The organism is Micromonospora sp. WMMD882 (genome assembly GCF_027497255.1).
Taxonomy (GTDB): domain Bacteria; phylum Actinomycetota; class Actinomycetes; order Mycobacteriales; family Micromonosporaceae; genus Micromonospora.
This window is the reverse complement of record NZ_CP114903.1, coordinates 1,224,977-1,247,738: the sequence shown is the minus strand read 5'-3', so window position 1 is coordinate 1,247,738 and position 22,762 is coordinate 1,224,977. Positions and strand designations below refer to the sequence as shown.

The window sequence follows — 22,762 nt, the reverse complement described above, 5'->3', positions numbered from 1 at the left end:
AACTAGGAGGGTTGCCGATCCGGGAACCGAGGAGAGACCCATGCCGTACCGCCCGCCGCTGGTTCCGTTCGAGACCTTCGTGGCCGACCCGCCCGACCTGCCGGTCCGGGTGGCCGGCGACGACGGCCCCGCCGTGGTCGGCCGGGCCGAGGTGGTGGGCACCGACGTCGACGGGGTCACCCTCAAGGGCGCCACCTCGGACGGGGACGCCCTGGTCGTCCGGGTGGAGGCCGCCGGCGACGGGGTGATCCGGGTCCGGCTCGCCGAGGACCCGCAGGCCCGCAGCCGTTCCGCCCGGATCCTGCCCCTGGTCACGCCGCAGAGCCGGCCCGCCCGGGTCGAGGTCGACGCCACCCGGGTCCGGGTCGAGGTCGGCGCGCTGGTCGCCGAGATCCGCCTCGACCCGTGGCGGCTGCGCTTCCTCACCCCGGACGGCCGGGTGCTGCTCACCCAGGACGGCGGCACCCAGGACATCAGCGGCCGGTGGCGCACCCTCCCCTTCGGCCGGTCCCGCGCCGAGGGTCGGCCGGTGGCCTGGCACGAGAGCTTCGTCGCCCCGGGCGACGAGCGCTTCGTCGGCTTCGGAGAGAAGTTCACCCCGCTGGACAAGCGCGGGCAGCGGGCCCTGATGTGGAACTTCGACGCCTTCGGCAGCGAGTCGGACCGCTCGCACAAGTGCGTGCCGTTCTACCTGTCCAACCGTGGCTACGGGGTGCTGGTCGACAGCGGCCTGCCGGTCGAGTTCGACGTCTGCCAGTCCACCCACAGCAGCGTGCAGATCCTGGTCCCCGACGACGTGCTCGACTACTACGTCCTGGCCGGCCCGACGCCCGCCGAGGTGCTGGACCGGTTCGACAGCCTGACCGGGCGGCCGTACCTGCCGCCGAAGTGGGCGTTCGGCTCGTGGATCTCGTCCGGGTTCTACCCGGACAGCCAGCAGCAGGTGCTGGACCGGGCCCGCCGGATCCGGGAGCGCGGCATCCCCTGCGACGTGCTGCACCTGGACTGCTACTGGCAGGTCGACGGCAACTGGTCGGACATGCGGTGGGACGCCGAGCAGTTCCCCGACCCGGCCGGGATGCTGGCCACCCTGGCCGGGCAGGGCTTCCGGGTCTGCCTCTGGATCAACCCGTACATCTCCGCGGACAGCCCGCTGTTCGCCGAGGCCGCCGGGAACGGGTTCTTCCTGACCCGCCCCGACGGGGACCCGTACGTCGCCGACGTCTGGCACGGCAGCCACGCGGCCAGCGCGATCGTCGACTTCACCGACCCGGCGGCCACCGACTGGTTCACCAACCTGCTCCGGCCGCTGCTGGAGCAGGGCGTGGCGGTGTTCAAGACCGACTTCGCCGAGGGGGTGCCGGCGGACGCGGTGGCCGCCAACGGGATGACCGGCGTCGAGCTGCACAACGTCTACTCGTTGCTGTTCAACGACGCGGTGTCGGCGGTCACCCGGGAGGTCGCCGGGCACGACACGGTCTGGGCCCGTTCGTCGTTCCTGGGCGGGCAGCGGCACAGCGCCCAGTGGAGCGGCGACGTCAACGCCACCTGGCCGGCGCTGGCCAGCACGATGCGCGGCGGCCTGTCACACGGGCTGTCCGGCGTCCCGTTCTGGAGCCACGACACCGGCGGTTTCCACGGCACCCCCGAGCCGGACCTGTACGTCCGGTGGACCCAGTTCGGGGCGCTCTCGCCACTGGTCCGACTGCACGGCACCACCAGCCGGCTGCCGTGGGACTTCCCGGCCGAGGCCGAGCGGGACGCGGTGGCCGCGCTGCGGTTGCGTTACCGGCTGCTGCCGTACCTCTACTCGGCGGCGGCGGTGGCGGCCCGCACCGGCGCGCCGATGATGCGGGCCCTGCTGGTGGACACCCCGGACGACCCGACCGCCTGGACCCGGGACCTGGAGTACCGACTCGGCACGGACCTGCTGGTCGCCCCGATGTACGACCCGACCGGCCGGCGCACGGTCTACCTGCCCGACGGCGACGACTGGATCGACGCCGGCACCGGCGAGACACACGCCGGCGGCCGGCACGTCCCGGTCGACGTGCCGCTGTCCCGGGCGCCGCTGTTCGTCCGGCGCGGCGCGCTGCTGCCGCTCGGGCCGGCCGCCGACCGGGTCACCGACGGCCCGTTCCCCGAGGTCACCCTGGTGAGCTGGGGTGGGGTGACCGGCCGGACGGTGGTGTGCGACGTGGACGGCGACACCGTCGTGGAGGCGGTCCGGGACGGCGACACCCTCCGGGTGACCAGCGACGGCCCGCTGCGGCTGGCCGGGGTCGCGCTGGCCCCGGTCGCCGACGCCACCCCGCCGACCCGGCTGGTGCTCAACGGCGAGCCGGTGCCGGCGCTGCCCTTCGGCGGGCTGTTCGACTGAGCCGTGCCGGCTCCGGTCCGGCGCCCCGACCAGGTCGGGCGGGGCGCCGGGGCGGGTTGCCAAGCGGACCGGCCCGGCTAGGATTAGTTAGTCTTATAACCCAACAAATAGGCGTCGCTCGACGCGACCGCCACCGTCCACGCCCGCCGGGACGCGGGCCGGGTGACGCCCGACCACCGGCAGCCACGCCACTCCGGGCCGACGGCGTCGGTGCGGCATGATGAAGACGCGATCACCGCCACGACAGCACCCGTCGGGGCACGTCGGCGCAGAAAGCGGAGAACGTTGATCACGATGCAGACCGGGCCGCAGCCGACCGACCTGAGTGACGTCCGGGCGACCAACCGGGCCGTGGTGCTGCGGCACGTGCGGGCCCACGCCCCCTGCTCGCGGGCGGACATCGCCACGCACACCGGGCTGAACAAGGCCACCGTGTCCAGCCTGGTGGCCGAGCTGATCGAGCACCGGCTGCTGCGGGAGACCGGGCTGACCGAGAACCGGGTCGGCCGACCGGCCACCATGCTGGTCCTCGACGGCGAGCCGTACGCGGCCCTGGGCATGCAGATCAGCGCCGACGAGCTGGTCGTCGTCGCGGTGGACCCCGCCGGCGTCCGGTTGCTGACCTGGCGGCGCGCGTTCCCGGCGCTGAGCGCCTCCCCCGCCGACACCACCGCCGCCGTGGTGAAGCTGGCCCGCCGCGCCCTGGCCCGGGTCACCGCGCAGGGCCGCGCCGCCCTGGGGCTCACCGTCGGCGTTCCCGGCCTGGTCGACACCGCCGGCACGGTGCCGCTGGCCGCCGCGCTGGGGTGGCGGGACGTGCCGTTCACCGCCGAGCTGCGGGCCGCGCTGCGCGAGCCGGGCTTCCCGGTCACCGTGGAGAACGAGGCGAACCTGGCCGTCCTGGCCGAGCAGCGGCACGGTGGCCGTTCCGGCGCGGCGAACATCGTCCATCTGACCGGCGGGGCCGGCATCGGCGCGGGCGTGCTGGTCGACGGCCGGTTGCTGCGCGGCGGGCGGGGGTTCGCCGGCGAGCTCGGGCACCTGACCCTGGACCCGGCCGGCCCGACCTGCCGGTGTGGCCGGCGCGGCTGCCTGGAGGCCCTGGTCGGACTGCCGGCGGTGGTGCGCCGGCTGCTGCCCGACGCCGAGGCCGACGGCGCGGTCACCGACTTCGCCCCGGAGATCGACCGGATCCGGGCGCTGGCCCGCGCCGACGACCGCCCCACCCTGACCGGCCTGACCGAGCTCGGCCGGCACCTCGGGCACGGGGTCGCCGTCCTGGCCGACCTGCTCAACCCCGAGGCCGTCCTGGTCGGTGGTCACTTCGCGGCGCTCGCGCCCTGGCTGCTGCCCGCCGCGCGGGCCGAGCTGACCCAACGCACCCTCGCCCCGGACGCCGGCGGCTGCCGCCTGGACGCCTCCGCGCTGGGCGCCGAGGCGGCGGCTCTCGGTGGCGCGACCGCGTCCCTGGCCGGCATCGAGGCCGGGCGGCTGCCCGCCACCACCGCCGCCGCCGGCTGACCCTGCCGAATCGACGCCCGCCACCCCTTGACCGGGACATGGCGCTGGTGCAAGCCTCAGACAGCCGCCTCGTAACACGTGGGCAACAGAGGCGGGTCACTTGGACGTGCCGTCGAAGCGCTTCGCGCTGACCGGGCCGACGGACACCTCTCACCCCCGATGCCGCGTGCCCGGGGACCGGCCGCTCGTCGAAGCGCTTCGACAGCCCGGTCCGACCCGGCTAGCCAGGAAAGGTAACGGAACGACGATGAACGACAGCACCGCGCACGCCACCGGCCACCCGCACGGCGCCCGCGTCGAGGACCTGCTGCGCCGGCTGACCCTCGCCGAGAAGATCGGTCTGCTGCACCAGCACCAGGCCGCGGTCCCCCGGCTCGGGCTGCGGTCGTTCCGGACCGGCACCGAGGCGCTGCACGGGGTGGCGTGGCTCGGCCCGGCGACGGTCTTCCCCCAGGCCGTCGGGCTCGGCAGCACCTGGCACCCGGAGCTGCTGCGCGCGGTGGGCACGGCCGTCGGCGACGAGGTCCGCGCGATGCACCACGCCGACCCGCAGCGGGTCGGCCTCAACGTCTGGGCCCCGGTGGTCAACCCGCTGCGCGACCCGCGCTGGGGACGCAACGAGGAAGGCTTCGCCGAGGACCCGTGGCTGACCGGCGAGCTGGCCACCGCGTACGCCCGGGGGCTGCGCGGCGACCACCCGTGGCGGCTGCGCACCGCGCCGACGCTCAAGCACTTCCTCGGCTACAACAACGAGACCCGCCGGGACACCACCTCCAGCAACCTGCCGCCCCGGGTGCTGCACGAGTACGAGCTGCCCGCCTTCCGCGCCCCGCTCGCCGCCGACGCGGCGGTCGCCGTGATGGCCTCGTACAACCTGGTCAACGGGGTGCCGGCGCACCTGAGCCCACTGATCGACGAAGAGCTGCGCCGGTACGCCCCGGGCGAGGTGATGGTGGTCGGCGACGCCGGCGCGGTGACCAACATCGCCGGCAGCCAGGCGTACCTGCCCGACCACGTGCAGGGCTTCGCCGCCGCGCTGCGCGCCGGCGTCGACAACTTCACCGAGGACGACGCGGACAGCGCGCCGACCGTGCAACGGCTCACCGAGGCGCTGCGCCGGGGGCTGGTCACCGAGTCCGACGTGGACACCGCGGTCCGGCGGATCCTCACCGTCCGGGCCCGGCTGGGCGAGCTGGACCCGCCCGACGAGGACCCGTACGCCGGCACGCGGCCCGAGGTCGTCAACTGCCCGGCGCACCGGGACCTGGCCCGCCGGGCCGCCAGACAGTCGATCGTGCTGCTGCGCAACGAGGGCCTGCTTCCCCTGCCCGCCGACCCGGGGCTGCGGCTGAGCGTGCTCGGCCCGCTGGCCGACACGCTGCTCACCGACTGGTACAGCGGCGCCCTGCCGTACGCGGTGACCCCGTACGACGGGTTGGCCCGGCACTACTCCGCGGTCGACACCCACGAGGGGGTGGACCGGATCGCGTTGCGGGTCGGCGACCGGTACGTCCGCTGCGCCGCCGACCCCGACGGCGCCGCGCTCACCCTCACCGACGCCGTCGACGACGACTGCCACCTGGATCTGTTCGACTGGGGCGCGGACCTGCTGGCGCTGCGGTCGGCCGCCAACGGCCGGCACGTACGCGCCGACGAGCAGGGCACCCTGGTCAACGACCGCCCCGGACCGGGCGAGTGGGTGGTACGGGAGACCTTCCGGACCCGCCCCGGCCCGGCCGGCACCGTGCTGCTGCGCCACGTCGCCAGCGACCGCTACGTCACGGTCGGCACCGACGGGGCGCTGCGCGCCGACGCCGTGGACGCCGCCACGGCCACCGCGTTCCGGGTCGAGCTGCTCGTCGACGGGGCGGTCGAGGCCGCCGCCCGGGCCGCCGCCGCCGACGTGGTGGTGGTCGTGCTCGGCAACCACCCGATGGTCAACGGACGGGAGACCGAGGACCGGGTCGACCTGGCCCTGCCGGCCGGGCAGCAGCGGCTGCTGGCCGCGGCGTACGCCGCCAACCCGCGTACCGTGCTGGTGCTGACCAGCAGCTACCCGTACGCGATCGGCTGGGCCGACGAGCACCTGCCGGCGGTGCTCTGGTCGGCGCACGGCGGCCAGGAGTACGGCGCGGCGCTCGCCGACGTGCTGCGCGGCGACGCCGAGCCGGGCGGACGGCTGCCGCAGACCTGGTACCGGGACGCCGCCGACCTGCCCGACCTGCTCGACTACGACGTGATCGACAACGACACCACCTACCTCTACCACCGGGGCGACCCGCTCTACCCGTTCGGACACGGGCTCGGCTACACCCGCTTCGACTACGCTGACCTCCGGTTGAGCGCGGCCTCGGTGACCGCCGACGAGGAGGTCGTGGTGAGCGTGACGGTGACCAACGGCGGCGACCGGCCGGGCGAGGAGGTCGTCCAGCTCTACACCCGGCAGCGGCGGTCCCGGGTCAAGCAGCCGCTGCGGCAGTTGCGGACCTTCGCCCGCGTCGCGCTGGCCCCGGGCGAGCGCCGGGTGGTCGAGCTGCGGCTGCGGGTCGCCGACCTGGCGTACTGGGACTCCACCCACGACCGGTACGTGGTGGAGCAGGCCCGGCACAGCGTGCTGGTGGGGCGCTCGGCCACCGACATCCGGCTGGTCGGTCTGCTCTCGGTGGCGGACGGGCCCGCCGAGCGGCAGCCGGACCGGGAGCCGCTCGATGCCGGCGTCACCCGGTGACCGGGCCGCCGACTCCCGTCCGGTGAAGTCGGCGGACCTGGTCACCATCGCCGACGTGGCCCGGCACGCCGGGGTCGCGGTCAGCACCGTGTCGTACGTGCTCAGCGGCAAGCGGACGATCTCCGCGGCCACCCGCGACCGGGTGCTGGCCAGCATCCGGCTGCTGGACTACCACCCGAACGCCGGGGCGCGGGCGCTGGCCAGCCGTCGGGCCAACGTGATCGCGCTGGTGCTGCCGCTGCGCACCGGGGCGCAGGTGCCGGTGCTCATGCAGTTCGCCACCGCCGTGGTCACCACGGCCCGGCGGTTCGACCACGACGTGCTGCTGCTCACCGCCGACGAGGGCCCGGCCGGGCTGCGCCGGATCGCGGCCAGCGCGATGGTCGACGGGATCGTGTTGATGGACGTCGAGATGCACGACATCCGGGTGCCGTTGCTGCGCGACCTGGCCCGGCCCAGCGTGTTGATCGGCTTTCCCGCCGACCCGGCCGGGCTGACCTGCGTGGACCTGGACTTCCACCGGGCCGGGCGGGTCTGCGTCGAGCATCTCGCCGGGCTCGGGCACCGGCGGGTCGCCCTGCTCGGCGCGCCGGTCGCCGTCTACGACCGGGGCACCGGGTTCGCGCACCGGACCAGGGCCGGGTTCGTCGACGCCGCGGCCCGGCTCGGGGTGGCCGCCGAGACGTCGCCCTGCCCGGAGGAGGCCGCCGCCGTCCGGGACGTCCTGGCCGACCTGCTGGCCCGGCAGCCGGACCTGACCGGGCTGGTGGTGCAGAACGAGGCCGCGGTGGGCCCCGTGCTGGCCGCGCTGCCGACGCTCGGCCGCCGGGTGCCGCAGGACGTCTCGGTGGTGGCGATCTGCCCGGACCAGTTCGCCGAGCGGGCCGCGCTGACCTCGGTGCCGGTGCCGGCCGAGGAGACCGGCCGGCAGGCGGTGTCGCTGCTGATGCGCAAGCTCGCCGGGGAGCCGGTGCCGGAGGCCACCCTGCTCGAGCCGTACCTGACCGTACGGAGCAGCACCGCGCCCGTCGGGCCGGGCCACGGGTGAGTGTCGGACCGGGGGCACGACCGGGTCGACGCTTACCCGCCACCCGGGAGAAGTGGCGCAAAATTTCATCTCGACATTGACCGTCGAAGACTATCGACATAGACGGTCGTGAGGATATAGCGTGCCGATCAACCTGGTCGTAGACCTGGCGGTCCCCTCTTGTCACCCCTGAAGGAGCGCCGTGTCCCCCTCCCGATCCATCCGTCTGCGCCGCCGAGGCCTGCTCGGCATCCCGGCCCTCGTGGCCGCCGCCTTCACCGTCGTCGCCAAGCCCGCCCCGGCCCGCGCCGCCACCCGCGTGGAGTGCCTGGCCGATCTGATCGAGGAGTCCTGATGGCCACCGTCCCCTGGCTCGCGGACGTGCTGCGCTCGGCCGGCGTACAGGTCAAGGAGGAAGGCGACTGGCTGAACCGGATGCGGCCCGGCGACTTCAACCCGATCGGGGTGCTCTGGCACCACACCGCCGCCACCTCCAGCGCCAGCAACCCCCACCCCGCGTTGAACATCTGCATCAACGGCCGCCCCGACCTGGCCGGCCCGCTCTGTCAGGCCCTGGTCGACTACCACGGCGTCTTCCACCTCATCTCCGCCGGCCGCTGCAACCACGCCGGCGTCAGCGGCGGCAGCGGACCGATCCCCGCCGGGGACGGCAACACCCTGATGATCGGGTGGGAGATCGACTACAACGGGGTGAGCCAGGAAATGACGGCGGCGCAGTACAACGCGTCGATCGCCGCCACCGCCGCCGTGCTCACCCGCCTCGGCCGGGACGCCAGCCACGCGCGGGGCCACCGGGAGACCAGCACCACCGGCAAGATCGACCCCTCCTTCATCGACCTGAACGTGATGCGCGCCGACGTCGCGGCCCGGATGTCGGGCGGCGCCTGGAGCACCGTGGTGGACAACTCCACCGCCGGTCGGCTCACCGCCAGCAGCAACTGGGGCATCTCGACGTACTCCGGTCAGCGGTACGGCGCCGACTACCGGTACGCCGACCCCGCCCAGGTCAGCGACGTGGCCTGGTACCGGGTCAACGTCCCGGCGACCGCGAGCTACCGGGTGGACGCCTGGTGGCCGGCCAACTCCGGCTACAACAGCTCCGCCCCGTACATCGTGGCCACCACCACCGGCAACCGGACGGTCTACGTCGACCAACGCACCGGCGGCGGCCAGTGGCGCGCCCTCGGCACGTTCACCCTGCCGGCCGGCGACGCCAACCGGGTCGGGGTCAGCCGCTGGACCACCGGCGCGGGGCTGGTCGTCGCGGACGCGATCCGGCTCACCCGGATCTGACCCGGGCACGGCTACCGGATCGGCAGCACCCGCACCCCCTCGGGCGGTCCGGTCGGCAGCAGCGGAAACGTCGGTAGGGGCGGCCGGGAGGCCAGCGGCGGCCACGCCGGAGGAACGGGCACGGCCGGCGTCACCGGATACCGGCCGAACTGCCCGGGTGGCTCGGTCCACCCCGGTGTGGCCGCCGGTGGCAGCCGGTACGGCGGCGACGCCGGCTCGTCGTTGAGCCAGTAGAGGAAGGCCATCGTGACCAGCCCGATCAGCACGGTCAGCGAGGCCCAGGCGATGTTCCGGTGGGTCTGGCCGGTCGCCTCGTCCACCTCGGCCGGGATGGTCAACGTCCGCGGCGCGGCTGCCACCGGTGGCGGGTCGGTCACCAGGCCCGCCGGGTCGACGTCGTGGACGACCAACCGGGTCCGCAGCCGGGACGCCTCGGCCGGGTCGTCGACGGCTCCGGCCGCCCAGACGGCGAGGTCGTCGTGGTCGACGGGCGCGCCGGTGAGGCGGCTGGGGCCGAACCATCCGGTCGTCCAGTGGCCGTGCCCCTGCCGGACCAGGGCGGCGCCGAGTGTCGCGGTGACCGTCTCCACCAGCCGGGCGTGACCGGCGTACGGGTCCGGGTCGAGCCGGGCGGCGAGCAGGTCCACCCGCCCCGCCTCGAGCCGGGTCAGCACGTCCTCGACGGTCAGCGGGCCGCCCTCCGGCCGGAGCGCCCGGGCCAGCTCGGCCACCTCCCGGTCGGCGCGGTACGCGGCGGCCGTGGCCAGCCACTGCGGCCAGGGCTGCCGGCGGCCCGGCCGCGACACGACCCGCCGCGTCGTGCCCCCGCGCCACGACGTGGCCAGGTCCGGCGCGGGCGGCGGCGGAGCCCCGGACGTCAAGGTGGCCAGCAGGTCGAGCCGCCGCCGCACGCCGGGGTGGAACCCGTCGGCCGGCAGGCTCTCGGCCGCGATCCGCAACGCCGAGAGCTCCGGCCGGTACGCCGGATCGTCGAGCAGAGCCGCGAAGGCCCGGTACGGGTCGTCGGGCACCCGGCCGGTGCCTCGGCGCACCGGTTCGACGATCTCCTGCTGGAACCGGGCCCAGGTCGCCCCGATCGCCGGCACGGACCGCAGCCCGTCGGCCAGCGCCGCCGCGCCGGCCACCCGGGCGGCGATCCGGTCGGCCTCCAGCTCCTGGCGCTGCCGCACCGGCCGCACAAGGCGGTACGCGAGGGCGGCGCTGACGGCGAAGGTCAGCAGGAGCAGCCCCGCGTACAGCTGGATCAGACGGTTGGCGACCATCGCCCCGCGGATCCGTTCACGGGCCATGACCAGCGCGGCATGGCTGCGATGGGCCGGCTCGGTGAACCACGCGTGGCGTCCCGCGTAGTGGCCGAGTTCGTGGGCGAGCACCGCCCGTAGCTCGTCCGGGGCCAACCCGACCAGCAGCGGCACGCCGAGGTAGAGCCGTCGCCGGGCCGGGGTGACCGCGAACAGCCAGAAGTCGTCGGTGACCGACGCGTTGGCCTCGTCGACGAGCCGGATCTCCGTCGGCGGCGCGGTGCCTACCTGCCTGGCCAGCTCCTCGACCAGCCGCCACAACTCAGGGGCCTGGTTCCTCGGCAGCAGCCGGGAGTCCGGGCGGGCGCCGGCCGGGCGGCTGGCCCGGGCCAGCTCCCGCACGGCCAGCGCCACCGGGACAGCGGTCGCCGCCACCACCAGCAGGGGCGTCGTGTTGAACTGCGGGCCGCCATGCCGGTCGCCCGTCGCCCAGACCGCCGCCACCGCGAAGCCGGCCCAGAGCAGGACCACCGCCGCGGTGAGCAGGTAGACGCCGGCCAGCAACGCCAACGCGAGCAGCGCGCGCAGCCCGGCGATCACCGGTCGCCCTCCTCGCGGAACAGGGCGGCGCGCAGCCGGCGCAACGACCCCTGGTCCGCGTCGAAGCCACGGGCCAGCCACTGCTCGGCCCGCCGTAGCGCCACCGTCAACGGGTCGTCGTCGAATCCGCTTCCCGGGCCGGTCCGGGCCAGCACGGCCGCGACCAGCGGATCGCCGGCGTCCCGTGTCGTCGGGGTGAGCCCGAGCAGGACGGTCAGCTTCTCCCGGGCCTTGGCCAGGTTCGCGCCGACCGCACCCACGCTGATCCCCACCTCCTCGGCCACCTGCCGGTAGCTCAGCCCTTCCAGGCACACCATGACGAGCACCTGGCGCTGCCGGGGCGGCAGCAACGCGACGGTCCGCAGCACGCCGACCGCGGCGGCCTCCTCCTCCGGCGTGGATCCGGCCGGGGCCGGCACCTCCAGTTCGGAGCGCTGCCACCGCAGGCGCCAGCGTCCCGCGTCCCGGGCGAACCGTCGTCTCACCGTCGTCTCCACCCAGGCGCGCGGCTCACGCAGCTCCGGCCAGCGCAGATACGCCGCCAGGTAGGCCTCCTGCACCGCGTCCTCGGCGTCGGCCCGGCGACCGCAGTACAGCACCGCCCGGGCCAGCGTCGTCGACCGGGTACGGACCACGAAGTCGTCGAAGTCGGCATAGTCAGGCACCGTCGTCCTCCCACGCGCCGGCGTGCTCCACAGCGGAGCGTCCCCGTCCAGCATGTCCGAGGCGACCCGATCCGGTTGTCGGATCCTCGACACCCACCCGACGACGGCCGGACCACCAGTCCGCCGCCTCCATCGTCAACCGTGTCACGACCACGAGCAGACCCACCACGCCGGTGGCCAACTCCACCAGCACCGTCGCCGCGCCCATCGACTCCCTCGCTCTCCCTGTGTCACCGGCTCCGCCGTACGACAGGTAGAGCCCGCAGGGGGCGATTTTCTTCACCGCCGACGCCGATTTCTTTTCCGGCCGACGACCGGCCGGGTCAGCCGGCGCGCAACTCCCGGACGGCGTCCCCGGCGAACAGGCACGCAGCCTCCTGACCGGGCGTCACCTGCGCCGTCGGCGGGTCGGTCTCGGCGCAGGCCGGGCGGGCGCTCGGGCAGCGGGTCCGGAAGCGGCACCCGCTCGGCGGCGCGACCGGGCTGGGCACCTCGCCGCGCAGGATGATCCGCCGCCGCCGCCGTTCCGCCCGGGGATCGGCCACCGGCACCGCCGACAGCAGCGCCGCCGTGTACGGGTGGGCCGGCGCCTGGTAGATCCGCGCGGGCGGGCCGGTCTCCACGATCCGACCCAGGTACATCACGGCGACCCGGTCGCTGAGATGCTCCACGGCCGCGAGGTCGTGCGAGATGAACAGGTAGGTCAACCCGAGCTCCCGCTGGAGGCGGCGCAGCAGGTTCATGATCTGCGCCTGCACGCTCAGGTCGAGGGAGGCGATCGGCTCGTCCAACACGATCAGGTCGGGCTCCCCGGCCAGGGCCCGCGCGATGCCGACCCGCTGCCGCTGCCCGCCGGACAGCTCGTGCGGGTGCCGGTCGGCCAGGTCCGGGTTCAGCCCGACCAGGTCCAGCAGCTCCGCGACCCGGGTCCGCCGCTGCCCGCCACGGGCCGCGAGCCGGTGCACCACCAGGGGTTCGGCGACGCTGGCCCCGACGGTCAACCGCGGGTCGAGGGAGGCCTGCGGGTCCTGGAACACCATCGCCACCTGGTGCCGCAGCCCGCGCAGCGCCCGCCGGGAGCTCTTGGTGACGTCCTGGCCGACCACCCGGACCTGCCCGGAGGTGGGTCTGACCAACCGCAGCAACGCCAGGCCGACGGTGGTCTTGCCGCTGCCGGACTCGCCGACCAGCCCCAGCGTCTCGCCCCGGCGGACGCGCAGCGACACCCCGTCCACGGCCCGGACCGGACCGGCCGGCGACGGGAAGTGCACCTTCAGGTCGTCGAGCTCGGCGACGACGTCCTCCGTCACGGCCCCTCCCGATCCGACGTGCCGACAACGCCGTCCGACGCGCCGGCCGTACCCGACGCGTCGTCCGCCGTACCTGATGATCCGTCCGACGTGCCCGGTGGGCGGCCGGACGTACCCGGGTAGAAGGCGCGGACCAGGTGGTCGGCGGAGACCGGGGTGAGTGGGGGCAGCTCCCGCTCGCAGCGGGCGTCGCCCCGGACCGGGCAACGCGACCAGAACGCGCAACCCGGCGGCAGGTCGAACGGGCTCGGTGGAGCGCCCGGGATCGCCACCAGGTCACCCCGCCCGGCGGTCGGGTCGGGTCGGGCGGCCAGCAACGCCGTCGTGTACGGGTGCGCCGGCTCGACGAACACCCCGTCGACCGGGCCGTGCTCGACGATCCGCCCGCCGTACATCACCGCCACGGTGTCCGCGATGCCGGCGACCACCCCGAGGTCGTGGGTGATCCAGACGACTGCGGTGCCGAGCCGCTCCCGCAGACCGGCCACCAGATCGAGGATCTGCGCCTGGGTGGTCACGTCGAGCGCGGTGGTCGGCTCGTCGGCGATCAGCAGGTCCGGCTCGCAGGCCAGCGCCATGGCGATCACCACCCGCTGCCGCATGCCGCCGGAGAACTCGTGCGGGTACGCGGCGACCCGCTGCCCCGGCGAGGGGATGCCGACCGTGTCGAGCAGCTCGACGGCCCGGGCGTGCGCCGCCCGGCGGGTCATCCCGAGGTGCTCCTCGCACGCCTCGGCGACCTGCCGGCCCACGGTCAGCACCGGGTTCAGGGAGGTCATCGGGTCCTGGAAGACGAACCCGACGTGCCGCCCGCGCAGCCGCCGACGCCGGTCCGCGGAGAGCGTGGTGAAGTCCTCGCCGAGCAGCCGGACCCGGCCGGTGACCCGGGCCGGGCGTGGGGCCAGCCCGGTGGCGGCGAGCACGCTCATGCTCTTGCCGCTGCCCGACTCGCCGACCAGCGCTAGAGTCTGGCCCGGCCGCACCGACCAGTCGACGCCGGCGACCGGGCGGGCCACGCCCCGCCGGGTGCCGATGGTCACGGCGAGATCCTCGACGGACAGCACAGGCGTCTCGCTCACGCCGGGTTCCTCCTCGCCTCGCTGACGGTGAGCTGACGAGGGTCGAGGACGTCCCGCAGCGCGTCCCCGACCAGGTTGAACGCGAGCACGGTGAGGAAGATCGCCGCGCCGGGGAAGAACCCGAGCCACCACGCCTCGGTGACGAACCCGCGCCCGTCGTAGAGCATCCGCCCCCAGGCCGGGTCGGGCGGCTGGATGCCGAGCCCGAGGAAGGACAGCGCCGCCTCGGAGAGGATGGCGAACGCCAGCGACAGGGACGTCTGCACGATCAACGGCGCGGCGACGTTGGGCAGCACGTGTCGACGCAGGATGCGCAGGTCCGACGTGCCGATCGAGACGGCCGCCCGGACGAAGACCTGCTCCCGTACGGACAGCACGCTGGCCCGGGTGACCCGCGCGAAGATCGGCGTGTAGACCACCCCCACCGCGATCATGGCGGTGCGCAGGCCGGGCCCGAGGACGGCCACGATGGCCACCGCGAGCAACAGCACGGGGAACGCGAACAGCACGTCCATGGCCCGCATCAGGATGTTGTCCAGCCAGCCCCGGTACCAGCCGGCGAGCAGCCCCAGGGTGACCCCGACGGCCAGCGCGATGCCCACGCTGACCAAGCCCACCTGCAGCGACACCCGGGCGGCCACCAACACCCGGCTGAGCACGTCCCGGCCCAGCTCGTCGGTGCCGAACGGGTGTGACCAGCTCGGGGCCTGGAGCATCCGGTCCGGGTCCACGTCGTTGACGCCGTCCGGGGCGAGCCACGGCCCGGCGGCGCCCACCACGGCCAGCACCAGCAGCACCAGGGCGCCGACCACCGCCGGCGGGTCGTGCCGCAGCGCGGACAGCGCCCGGCGGAATCCGCCGCCCGCCGTGCTCATCGGGCCGTGATCCGCGGGTCGAGCCGGGCGTACAGGATGTCGACCAGCAGGTTGACCAGCAGGAACAGCGCCGCCACCAGCAGGATCGCGCCCTGCAGCACCGGATAGTCACGGGCCTGGACGGCGTCGTAGGTGAGCCGGCCGATCCCGGGCCAGGCGAACAGCACCTCGATCACGATCACCCCACCGAGCAGGCTCGCCAGTTGCACCGCCACCACCGTGACCACCGGGATGAGCGCATTGCGCAGCACGTGCCGTAGCACCACCACCCGGGGACGCAGCCCCTTCGCCTCGGCGGTGCGCACGTAGTCCTCGGCGAGCGCCTCCAGCACCGAGGAGCGGATGAACCGGGTGAGGATCGAGGCGGTGACCAGACCCACCGTGACGGCCGGGAGCAGCACGTGCGACGCCCACCGCGCCGGGTCCTCGGTCAGCGCCACGTACCCCGACGGCGGCAGCCAGCCGAGCACCCCGGCGAAGAGGAGGATCCCCATGATCCCCATCCAGAAGTCCGGCACCGAGACCCCGAACTGGCTGAACACCCGGACGGCGTGGTCGACGGCGGTGCCGCTGCGCACCCCGGCCAGCACCCCGAGCGGCACGGCCAGCAGCACCGCGAAGACGATCGCCGTGCCGGCCAGCGACAGGGTCGCCGGCAGCCGGTCCAGGACGATCGTGGTGACCGGCTGTCCACTGCGGAAGCTCACCCCGAGATCACCGGTGAGCGCCCGCCCGACGTAGTTGAGGTACTGGGTCGCCAACGGCTGGTCCAGCCCGGCGCGGGACCGCAGCGCCTCGTACGTCTGCGGGTCGAAGCGGGTGCCGAGCGCCACCCGGACCGGGTCGCCGGGGACGAGTTGCAGCAGCAGGAACACCACCAGGGTCACCCCGAGCAGCACGATCACCGACTGGAGCAGCCGTCGGACGACGAAACGGAACATCCCTGTTCCCGGTCAGCGGGCGAGGGCGACGTCGCGGAACCGGATCGCCCGGTCGGCGCGGACCCGGTAGCCGGAGACCTCCTTCGTCCAGCCCTGCGCCACGTCCGGGTTGTACAGGTAGAGGTAGCTGGCCTCGTCCACGATCTGCTTGGCCGCCTGATCGTAGAGGCGTTTGCGGGCGCCCTGGTCGGTCTGGGTCCGGGCCTGGTCCAGGAGCTGGTCGACGGCCGGGTTGCGGTACTTGTGGAAGTTGAAGGTCCCGTCGCTGTGGTGCTGGGCGTAGTAGAACTCGTCCGGGTCGATGTTGCCGAGCCAGCCGAGCATGAACGCGTCGAAGTTGCCCTTGCCCTGCTCGTCGAGCCACTGGGCGAAGTCGAGGGTACGGATCTTCACGGTGACGCCGACGTCCTTGAGCTGGGCGGCGATCACCTGCGCGGCGGAGACGGTCTCCGGGTACTCGCTGGTGACCATCAGGTCCATGGTCAGCCCGCTCACGCCGGCCTCGCCGAGCAGCCGCCGGGCCTGCTCCGGGTCGTGCGAGTACGGCGCGTAGTCGTAGTGGAAGGCGCTGGCCTTCGGGATGGCGGTCTGGTTGACAGTGGCCAGCCCGAACTTCGCCCCCTTGGTGATCGCCTCCCGGTCCAGCGCGAAGCCGATCGCCCGCCGCACCGCCACGTTGTCGTACGGCTTGCGGGCCTGGTTGAGCGCGACGTACCAGTAGTCGCTGGACGGGGTCGTCTCGACGGTCAGCTCGTCGCCGTCGGCGAGCGCGGGCACCTGCTGGGGCGGCAGGTTGTCCGTCCAGTGCGCCTGGCCGCCGCGCAGGTTCTGCAGGGCCACCGTCGGGTCCTTGACGAACGTGAAGGTGACGCCGTCGAGCTTCGGCTCGCCGCCCCACCAGTTCTTGTTACGGGTCAGCTCGATCCGGTCGCCGGAGGCGTAGTTGGCCACCTGGAAGGGGCCGCTGCCGACCGGTCTGGTGGTGATCGCGCCGGATTCGACGTTGCTCTTCTCCACGATCGCCACGCCCTTGAAGCCGCCGAGGTTGGCCAGCAGGTTGGGGGTGGGCGCGGTCAGCGTGACGACCACGGTGGTCGGGTCGGGCGCGGTCACCGACTTGACGGTGGCGAACCGGTACGACGCGTTGAGCTTCCCGTCGATGATCCGCTGGTACGAGTAGACCACGTCCTCCGAGGTCAGCGGCGAGTCGTCGGAGAAGCGCACGTCGTCGCGGAGGGTGAAGGTCCAGGTGAGCTGGTCGGCGCTGGTGGTCCACTTCGTGGCCAGGGACGGCTGCATCTGCAGGTTCTCGTCCGGCTCGACCAGGGTGTCGTAGACGTTCTCCAACACCTGGAAGCTGTGGTAGGCCGACGTGCGGTGCGGGTCGAGCTGGTCCGGCTCGCCGCCGATGGCGGCCTGGAGGACTCCGCCGGCGGCGTCCCCGCCGGAGCCGGCCCCGTCCACGTCGACGCTCTCCCCGGCGGTGCAACCGGCCGCCGTGAGGGCGAGCGCGAGCGCGGCGGCGACCACGGTCGATCTGGTCCTGGACACGGTCCTCCCCAGACTGCTCGACAGCGAATTATTTTTGCGAGTCTGGTCGGTGAAAAGGACGATGTCAACAAATCCCTTCAAATTGCGAAGCGCCGGAGCCCGGTGGAGAATACCCGCCCCACGCGCCCGCCCTCGGCGGATCGAGGCTGCTGGCGGCCGGTCCCCCGGACCGTCCTATGCTTCGAGGAATGGCGAAGTACTTCGACGTGCACCCGGACAACCCGCAACCGCGCAGCATCGGCCAGGTGGTCGGGATCGTCCGCGACGGAGGGCTGATCGCCTACCCGACCGACTCGTGCTTCGCGCTGGGCTGCCAACTCGGCAACAAGGACGGCATCGACCGGATCCGGCAGATCCGGCACCTCGGCGACGATCACCACTTCACCCTGGTCTGCCGGGACTTCGCGCAGCTCGGTCAGCTCGTGCAGATCAACAACGCGCTGTTCCGCTCGATCAAGGCGGCCACCCCGGGCAGCTACACCTTCATCCTGCCGGCCACCAGGGAGGTGCCGCGCCGGCTGCTGCACCCGAAGCGCCGTACGGTGGGCGTCCGGATCCCCCGGCACGCCGTCGCCCAGGCCGTCCTCACCGAGCTCGGCGAGCCACTGGTCTCCAGCACCCTGCTGCTGCCCGGCGAGACCGAGCCGATGACCCAGGGCTGGGAGATCAAGGAGACGCTCGACCACGCCATCGACGCGGTCGTCGACTCCGGTGAGTGCGGCACCGAGCCGACCACCGTGATCGACTTCTCCCAGGGCGAGGCCGAGATCCTCCGGCGCGGCGCCGGGGACCCGTCCCGCTTCGAGTGACCCCCGGGGCCCGCCCGGCGCGTCGACGGCCGGGCGGGCGCCCCTGGTCCGGGTGAGGCCGGTCAGACGGTCGCCTTCCCGTGCGCCGCGGGGGCGCGCTCGGACAGCCGCATCCGCAGGCCGTACTTCGGGGCCAGGGTGACCAGCGGCTTCAACGCGACCTTCTGGTCCGGTTCCAGGGTGAACCGGAACCGCTGCGCCAGGGTCGCCAGGATCAGCTTCGCCTCCATCTCGGCGAAGCCGGCCCCGACGCACATCCGCTCGCCGCCCCCGAACGGCATGAACGCGTACCGGGGCAGTTGCGCCTCCCGCTCGGGGGCGAACCGCTCCGGGTCGAAGCGTTCCGGCTCCGGGTAGTACCGCTCCAGGTGGTGCATCACGTACGGCATGATGAAGATCCCGCTGCCCCGACGGATCCGGTAGCCGCCCAGCTCGACGTCCTCCACCGGGGTCCGCTTGTTCAGCGTCCAGGCCGGCGGGCAGAACCGCAACGCCTCCTTGAACACCATCCCGGTGTACCGCAGTCGGGGCAGGTCCTCGGCCGTCGGGGGCCGGTCCCCCAGCACCTCGTCCAGCTCCGCGCCAAGCTTCCCGGCGACCTCCGGGTTCTGCGACAGCAGGTACCAGGCCCAGGTCAACCCGTTGGCGGTGGTCTCCTGACCGGCCACGAAGATGGTCACCGTCTCGTCGCGCACCTGCTGGTCGGTCATGCCGCTGCCGTCGTCCTCGTCCTGCGCCAGCATCAACATCGACAGCAGGTCACCCCGGTCCTCGTCGCCGGCCGCCCGCCGCTCGGCGATGATCCGCATGACCGCCCGGTCGAGCACCCGGGTGCCCCGCTTGAGGAGCTGGTGCATGGGCAGCAGCAGCCACGGCGACACCAGCATGCCGAACTTGCTGATGTTGATGGCGACGTCCTGCAGGCCGGCCACCGCCCGCTGGACCCGTAGCGCCTCCTCGTCGGGGACGCCGCTGCCGAACATCGACCGGGACACCACGTTCAGGGTCAGCTTCATCATCTCGTGGTGCATGTCGTGCACCTCGCCCGGCCGCCACCGCTCGATCTGACGCAACGAGCTGTCCACCGCGATCTCGCCGTACCCGGTCATCCGGCGGTGCCGGAACGCCGGCTGTACCAGCTTGCGCTGCCGGCGGTGGTGCGTGCCGTCGCTGGTGAGCAGCCCCCGGCCCATCCAGCGGCCCAGCGTCCGCAGGTCGTGCGGGTCCTTGGTGAACTTGTCCCGACGCGTCACCAGGATGTCGTGGATGTGCTCCGGGCTGCTGATCAGGTAGTTGCGGGTCGGCCCGATGGTGAACGAGGCGATGTCGCCGTACGTGGCCGCCTCCGTCATGAACTCGACCATGCCCCGGCCCAGGTCGGGCAGGTTGCCGAGCACCGGAACGCCCTTCGGCCCCGGTGGGTGCCGGTCAGCCATTGTCCGTCTCCTTCACGCCGCCGCCGGCCAGCGCCGGCTCCCGAACAGGACCGACCGGCCGGGGCACGCCCCGACGCAGGACCACCCCGATCCAGATGAACCACAGCGGCGCGGCCACCGCGCCGCCGAGGATCGCCGAGACCAGCACCAGCGGCCCGACCCCCAGGGCCACCCCGAGCGCGGCCGTGCTGGTCAGCACGCCCAACGCCATCCCGACGTACGTCAACGGCCGGCTCAGCAGCCCGTGCCGCCGGGCCAGCACGCTCACCACCAGGAAGAACGGCCCGAGCGCGCCGAACCGCAGCCAGGTGGCCGGGTCCAGGCGCAGCAGCAGGTCGGTGGTGACGATCGCGGTGCGCACCGTCTCGTCGCCGCGCGCGTACTCGGTCGCCCACAGCGGGGTGGCGGTCACCAGCCGGAACGTCTCGACCGCGGTCACCCCGAAGGAGAGGTACGCCAGGCCGGTGGTCCAGCGCACCCAGCCCTCGTGCCTGTCGCGGACCAGGTCGGCGATGGCGGGGATCGCCCCGAACGCGAAGATCGCGCCGAGGGCGTAGGCCCAGTAGTAGAGCACCCGGGGGGTGCCGTTCTCGGCCAGCCCGGTCCACAGCCGGTGCTTGTCGTCGTGGATGAGCTGCGTCGGGTCGAGCACGAAGCAGGCGGTCACCACCAGGTAGGAGACCCCCACCAGGATCGCGCACGTGCCGCCGAGTCTGTTCAGCCGGTTGTCGTCCATGCCGGACATCTCCTCGCGCCCCCGGCTCAGGCCGCCGGGCGGCGGGGTTCGAGGGTCATCCGCAGCCCGTACCGGGGGCTGGTGGTGACCTGCATCTTCGCCTCGACCGGATGGTCGGGCACCAGGCGCAGCCGGTACCGCTGGGCGATGGTCGCCAGGGTGAGCTGCGCCTCCAGTTGGGCCAGCCGGTTGCCGATGCACAGCCGGGGCCCGCCGCCGAACGGGAAGTACGCGAACCGGGGCCGGTCGGCGGAGCGCTCCGGGGTGAACCGGTCCGGGTCGAACCGCTCCGGCTCGGCCCAGAAGTCCGGATGCCGGTGGGTCAGGTACGGGCTGATGTAGATCAGCGAACCGGCCTTGACGTGGTACCCGCCGATGCTGTCGGTCGCCGCGGCCCGCCGCTCCAGCCACGGCACCGGGTAGAGCCGCAGCGTCTCCTCCAGGATCCGGTTGGTGTACTCCAACCGCGGCACGTCCGCCACGGTGGGCAACCGGTCGCCGAGCACCCGGTCCAGCTCCTCGTGCAGCCTCGCCTCGACGTCCGGGTTGCGGGACAGCTCGTACCAGGCCCAGCTCAACTGGTTCGAGGTGGTCTCGTACCCGCCGAGCAGCAGGGTGGCGATCTCGTCGCGCATCTGCTTGTCCGGCATGCCCTCGCCGGTCTCCTCGTCCCGCGCCTCCAGCAGCATCGACAGCAGGTCGTAGGTGTCGCCGCCGTGCTCCCGGCGCTCCCCGATGATGCGGTAGATGATCCCGTCCAGCGAGGTCATCGCGGCGGTGAACTCCCGGTTGCGGCGGGTCGGCACCCTCGGCGGCGGCGCGAACGGCACCATCGTCCGGTAGAGGCAGTAGCCGATCACCGTGTCCAGGTTCCGGGCGATCGTGGTCACCTCCTCGTCGCCGCGCAGACCGGTGCTGAACAGCGACTTCGTCGCCACGTTCATGGACAGGGCGACCATCTCGGCGGCCACGTCGAGCGACTCGCCCCGCTGCGCGTACGGCTGCCAGGCGTCCACCCGCTCCACCACGTCCCGGACGATGTGCTCGCCGAGGGCGAGAATGCGCTGCCGGTGGAACGCCGGCTGCATCAGCCGCCGCTGCTTCTTCCAGAAGTCGCCGTCGCTGGTGAACAGCCCCTCCCCGAACGCCAGCTTGAGGGGCCGGTACTCGTGCGACTGCTTGTCGTAGTTGCGGCTGTTCACCTGGAGCACGTGCCGCAGGTGGTCGGGGTGGGTGACCAGGTGCACGGTGAAGCCGGCGACGGTGAACCGGACGATGTCGCCGTACTCGCCGCTGACCTGCCTGAGGAAGCCGATCAGGTCGCGCCGCAGGTCGAGCAGGTTGCCGAGCAGGAACGTGCCGCGCGGCCCGGGCGCCAGGCGGGGCGTCGCGTTCGTCGTCACCACTGGAGCAGGACCGCCTCTTGCGAGAAGCCCGGCCCCATCCCGACGACCAGCCCGTAGGTGCCGGGCGCCAGGTCGTACGAGGAGAACGTCTCGTCCATCATGTACAGCACGGTCGGGCCGGAGACGTTGCCGACGGTACGCAGCACGTGCTGGCTGAGCTTGAGGTTCTCGTCGGTCAGCCCGAACTCCTCGGCGGTCGCGGTGAGCACCTTCGGGCCGCCGGGGTGGATCAGCCAGTGCCCGATCTGGTCGACGGTGAGCCCGTGGTCGGCCAGCAGCGGGTCCAGCACCGGGCGCAGGCCGGTCTTGGCCAGGCCGGGCACGTCCACGCTGAGCCGGTTGCGGAAGCCGTTGTCGAGCACGTCCACCCCGGCCACGTGCAACGTGTCGGGGAGGAACCCGGAGCGGGTGTCCACCACCCGGGGCAGGCCGGGCCGGGCCAGCGGGTGCTCGTCGCCGACCATCAGGGTCGCGGCCACCCCGTCGCCGAACAGCGCCACCGTGACGATCTGCGACACCAGATCGGTGTAGAAGGAGCTCTCGGTCAGGTCGCGGTCCAGCGCCTCCTGGAGGTAGCCCTGCACGCCGCCCTGCCAGAACGCGGTGCCGCCCAGCTCGCAGGTGAGGAGGATGACCGCGTCGGTCGGGTGGCCCTTGAGGTAGTCGGCCACCCGGCTCAGCCCGGCCACCCCGGCCATGCAGCCGAGCCCGTTGATCGGCACCCGCTTCATGGTGGGCGCGAACTCGATCCGGTTGATCAGGATGGCGTCCACGGTGGGCACCGAGACCACCGTGCTGAGCATCGAGGTGAACTGGTGGATCTCGGTGGAGGCGATGCCGGCCGTGGCGAGCAGCTTGCGGACGGTCTTCTCACAGAGGTCGGCGGCCTCCTCGACACAGCGGGCGGCGACCACGCTGAACGGCGGCGGGTCGAAGAAGGTGTCCAGCGGCATCGCGAAGTAGCGGCCGTCGATCTGGGTGTTCTGGAACAGGCTGTCGATGATGTCCAGGTCGATGTCCAGGCCGATCGCCTGGCAGTACTTCCGCAACGTCGTGGCGAGGGTCTGCTGGTCGTAGTAGTACGTCGGCAGACTGGTCTCGGTGGCCACTATGTACGGCATG

The 22,762-nt window shown here is 73.2% G+C and carries 18 protein-coding genes; 7 read left to right on the top strand and 11 right to left on the bottom strand.

Going from position 1 to position 22,762, the window contains the following annotated elements:
• Window positions 1–40: 40 nt before the first annotated feature.
• From O7606_RS04550 to O7606_RS04525, 6 genes are all read left to right on the top strand, one after another.
• On the top strand, window positions 41–2,380 hold the full coding sequence (locus O7606_RS04550; RefSeq protein ID WP_281597760.1) for a TIM-barrel domain-containing protein: 2,340 nt from the start codon (window positions 41–43) through the stop codon (window positions 2,378–2,380).
• Between the two features lie 294 nt (window positions 2,381–2,674).
• Entirely contained in the window at window positions 2,675–3,901 is a 1,227-nt protein-coding gene (locus O7606_RS04545; protein WP_281597759.1) for an ROK family transcriptional regulator, read from the top strand.
• A 247-nt stretch (window positions 3,902–4,148) separates the two neighbouring features.
• Window positions 4,149–6,629, top strand: coding sequence for a glycoside hydrolase family 3 C-terminal domain-containing protein (locus tag O7606_RS04540; RefSeq protein WP_281597758.1), 2,481 nt, complete (start codon window positions 4,149–4,151; stop codon window positions 6,627–6,629).
• Entirely contained in the window at window positions 6,610–7,677 is a 1,068-nt protein-coding gene (locus tag O7606_RS04535) for a LacI family DNA-binding transcriptional regulator (RefSeq protein WP_281597757.1), read from the top strand. Before O7606_RS04540 ends, O7606_RS04535 begins: the two co-directional genes overlap by 20 nt.
• A gap of 181 nt (window positions 7,678–7,858) precedes the next feature.
• Window positions 7,859–8,011 carry a hypothetical protein gene (locus tag O7606_RS04530; RefSeq protein ID WP_281597756.1) on the top strand — a complete coding sequence of 51 codons (153 nt, stop codon included), beginning with the start codon at window positions 7,859–7,861 and terminating at the stop codon, window positions 8,009–8,011.
• Complete coding sequence (locus O7606_RS04525; protein WP_281597755.1) at window positions 8,011–8,970, top strand: N-acetylmuramoyl-L-alanine amidase; 960 nt, start codon at window positions 8,011–8,013, stop codon at window positions 8,968–8,970. The genes O7606_RS04530 and O7606_RS04525 overlap by 1 nt, the downstream gene beginning before the upstream one ends.
• 11 nt (window positions 8,971–8,981) lie before the next feature.
• Here O7606_RS04525 and O7606_RS04520 read toward each other — a convergent pair whose 3' ends face one another.
• The 7 genes from O7606_RS04520 to O7606_RS04490 all read right to left on the bottom strand — a co-directional run bounded on the left by O7606_RS04520 (window position 8,982) and on the right by O7606_RS04490 (window position 17,253).
• Window positions 8,982–10,832 (bottom strand): M48 family metallopeptidase, encoded by a 1,851-nt coding sequence (locus tag O7606_RS04520; RefSeq protein WP_281597754.1) that lies wholly within the window; start codon window positions 10,830–10,832, stop codon window positions 8,982–8,984.
• Complete coding sequence (locus O7606_RS04515; protein WP_281597753.1) at window positions 10,829–11,497, bottom strand: sigma-70 family RNA polymerase sigma factor; 669 nt, start codon at window positions 11,495–11,497, stop codon at window positions 10,829–10,831. The genes O7606_RS04520 and O7606_RS04515 overlap by 4 nt, the downstream gene beginning before the upstream one ends.
• 323 nt (window positions 11,498–11,820) lie before the next feature.
• Window positions 11,821–12,807 carry an oligopeptide/dipeptide ABC transporter ATP-binding protein gene (locus tag O7606_RS04510; protein WP_281597752.1) on the bottom strand — a complete coding sequence of 329 codons (987 nt, stop codon included), beginning with the start codon at window positions 12,805–12,807 and terminating at the stop codon, window positions 11,821–11,823.
• Window positions 12,804–13,886: an ABC transporter ATP-binding protein gene (locus O7606_RS04505; RefSeq protein ID WP_281597750.1), complete on the bottom strand. Its 1,083-nt coding sequence runs from the start codon at window positions 13,884–13,886 to the stop codon at window positions 12,804–12,806. Before O7606_RS04505 ends, O7606_RS04510 begins: the two co-directional genes overlap by 4 nt.
• Entirely contained in the window at window positions 13,883–14,761 is an 879-nt protein-coding gene (locus tag O7606_RS04500; RefSeq protein ID WP_281597748.1) for an ABC transporter permease, read from the bottom strand. Before O7606_RS04500 ends, O7606_RS04505 begins: the two co-directional genes overlap by 4 nt.
• Window positions 14,758–15,702 carry an ABC transporter permease gene (locus O7606_RS04495; RefSeq protein ID WP_281597747.1) on the bottom strand — a complete coding sequence of 315 codons (945 nt, stop codon included), beginning with the start codon at window positions 15,700–15,702 and terminating at the stop codon, window positions 14,758–14,760. Before O7606_RS04495 ends, O7606_RS04500 begins: the two co-directional genes overlap by 4 nt.
• 12 nt (window positions 15,703–15,714) lie before the next feature.
• Entirely contained in the window at window positions 15,715–17,253 is a 1,539-nt protein-coding gene (locus O7606_RS04490) for an ABC transporter substrate-binding protein (RefSeq protein ID WP_281597746.1), read from the bottom strand.
• Between the two features lie 188 nt (window positions 17,254–17,441).
• On the opposite strand from O7606_RS04490, the gene O7606_RS04485 reads away from it, so the two are divergent.
• Complete coding sequence (locus tag O7606_RS04485; RefSeq protein ID WP_281597745.1) at window positions 17,442–18,062, top strand: L-threonylcarbamoyladenylate synthase; 621 nt, start codon at window positions 17,442–17,444, stop codon at window positions 18,060–18,062.
• A 62-nt stretch (window positions 18,063–18,124) separates the two neighbouring features.
• Here the strand turns inward: O7606_RS04485 and O7606_RS04480 are convergent, their stop codons facing one another.
• The 4 genes from O7606_RS04480 to O7606_RS04465 are packed head-to-tail and all read right to left on the bottom strand — an operon-like array spanning window position 18,125 to window position 22,761.
• Complete coding sequence (locus O7606_RS04480) at window positions 18,125–19,498, bottom strand: cytochrome P450 (RefSeq protein ID WP_281597744.1); 1,374 nt, start codon at window positions 19,496–19,498, stop codon at window positions 18,125–18,127.
• The gene (locus O7606_RS04475; protein ID WP_281597743.1) at window positions 19,491–20,234 is read right to left on the bottom strand and encodes a DUF4386 family protein; all 744 of its coding nucleotides are present in this window, start codon (window positions 20,232–20,234) and stop codon (window positions 19,491–19,493) included. The genes O7606_RS04480 and O7606_RS04475 overlap by 8 nt, the downstream gene beginning before the upstream one ends.
• 26 nt (window positions 20,235–20,260) lie before the next feature.
• Window positions 20,261–21,637: a cytochrome P450 gene (locus tag O7606_RS04470; RefSeq protein WP_281597742.1), complete on the bottom strand. Its 1,377-nt coding sequence runs from the start codon at window positions 21,635–21,637 to the stop codon at window positions 20,261–20,263.
• On the bottom strand, window positions 21,634–22,761 hold the full coding sequence (locus O7606_RS04465; RefSeq protein WP_281597741.1) for a 3-oxoacyl-[acyl-carrier-protein] synthase III C-terminal domain-containing protein: 1,128 nt from the start codon (window positions 22,759–22,761) through the stop codon (window positions 21,634–21,636). The genes O7606_RS04470 and O7606_RS04465 overlap by 4 nt, the downstream gene beginning before the upstream one ends.
• Window position 22,762 lies beyond the last annotated feature (1 nt).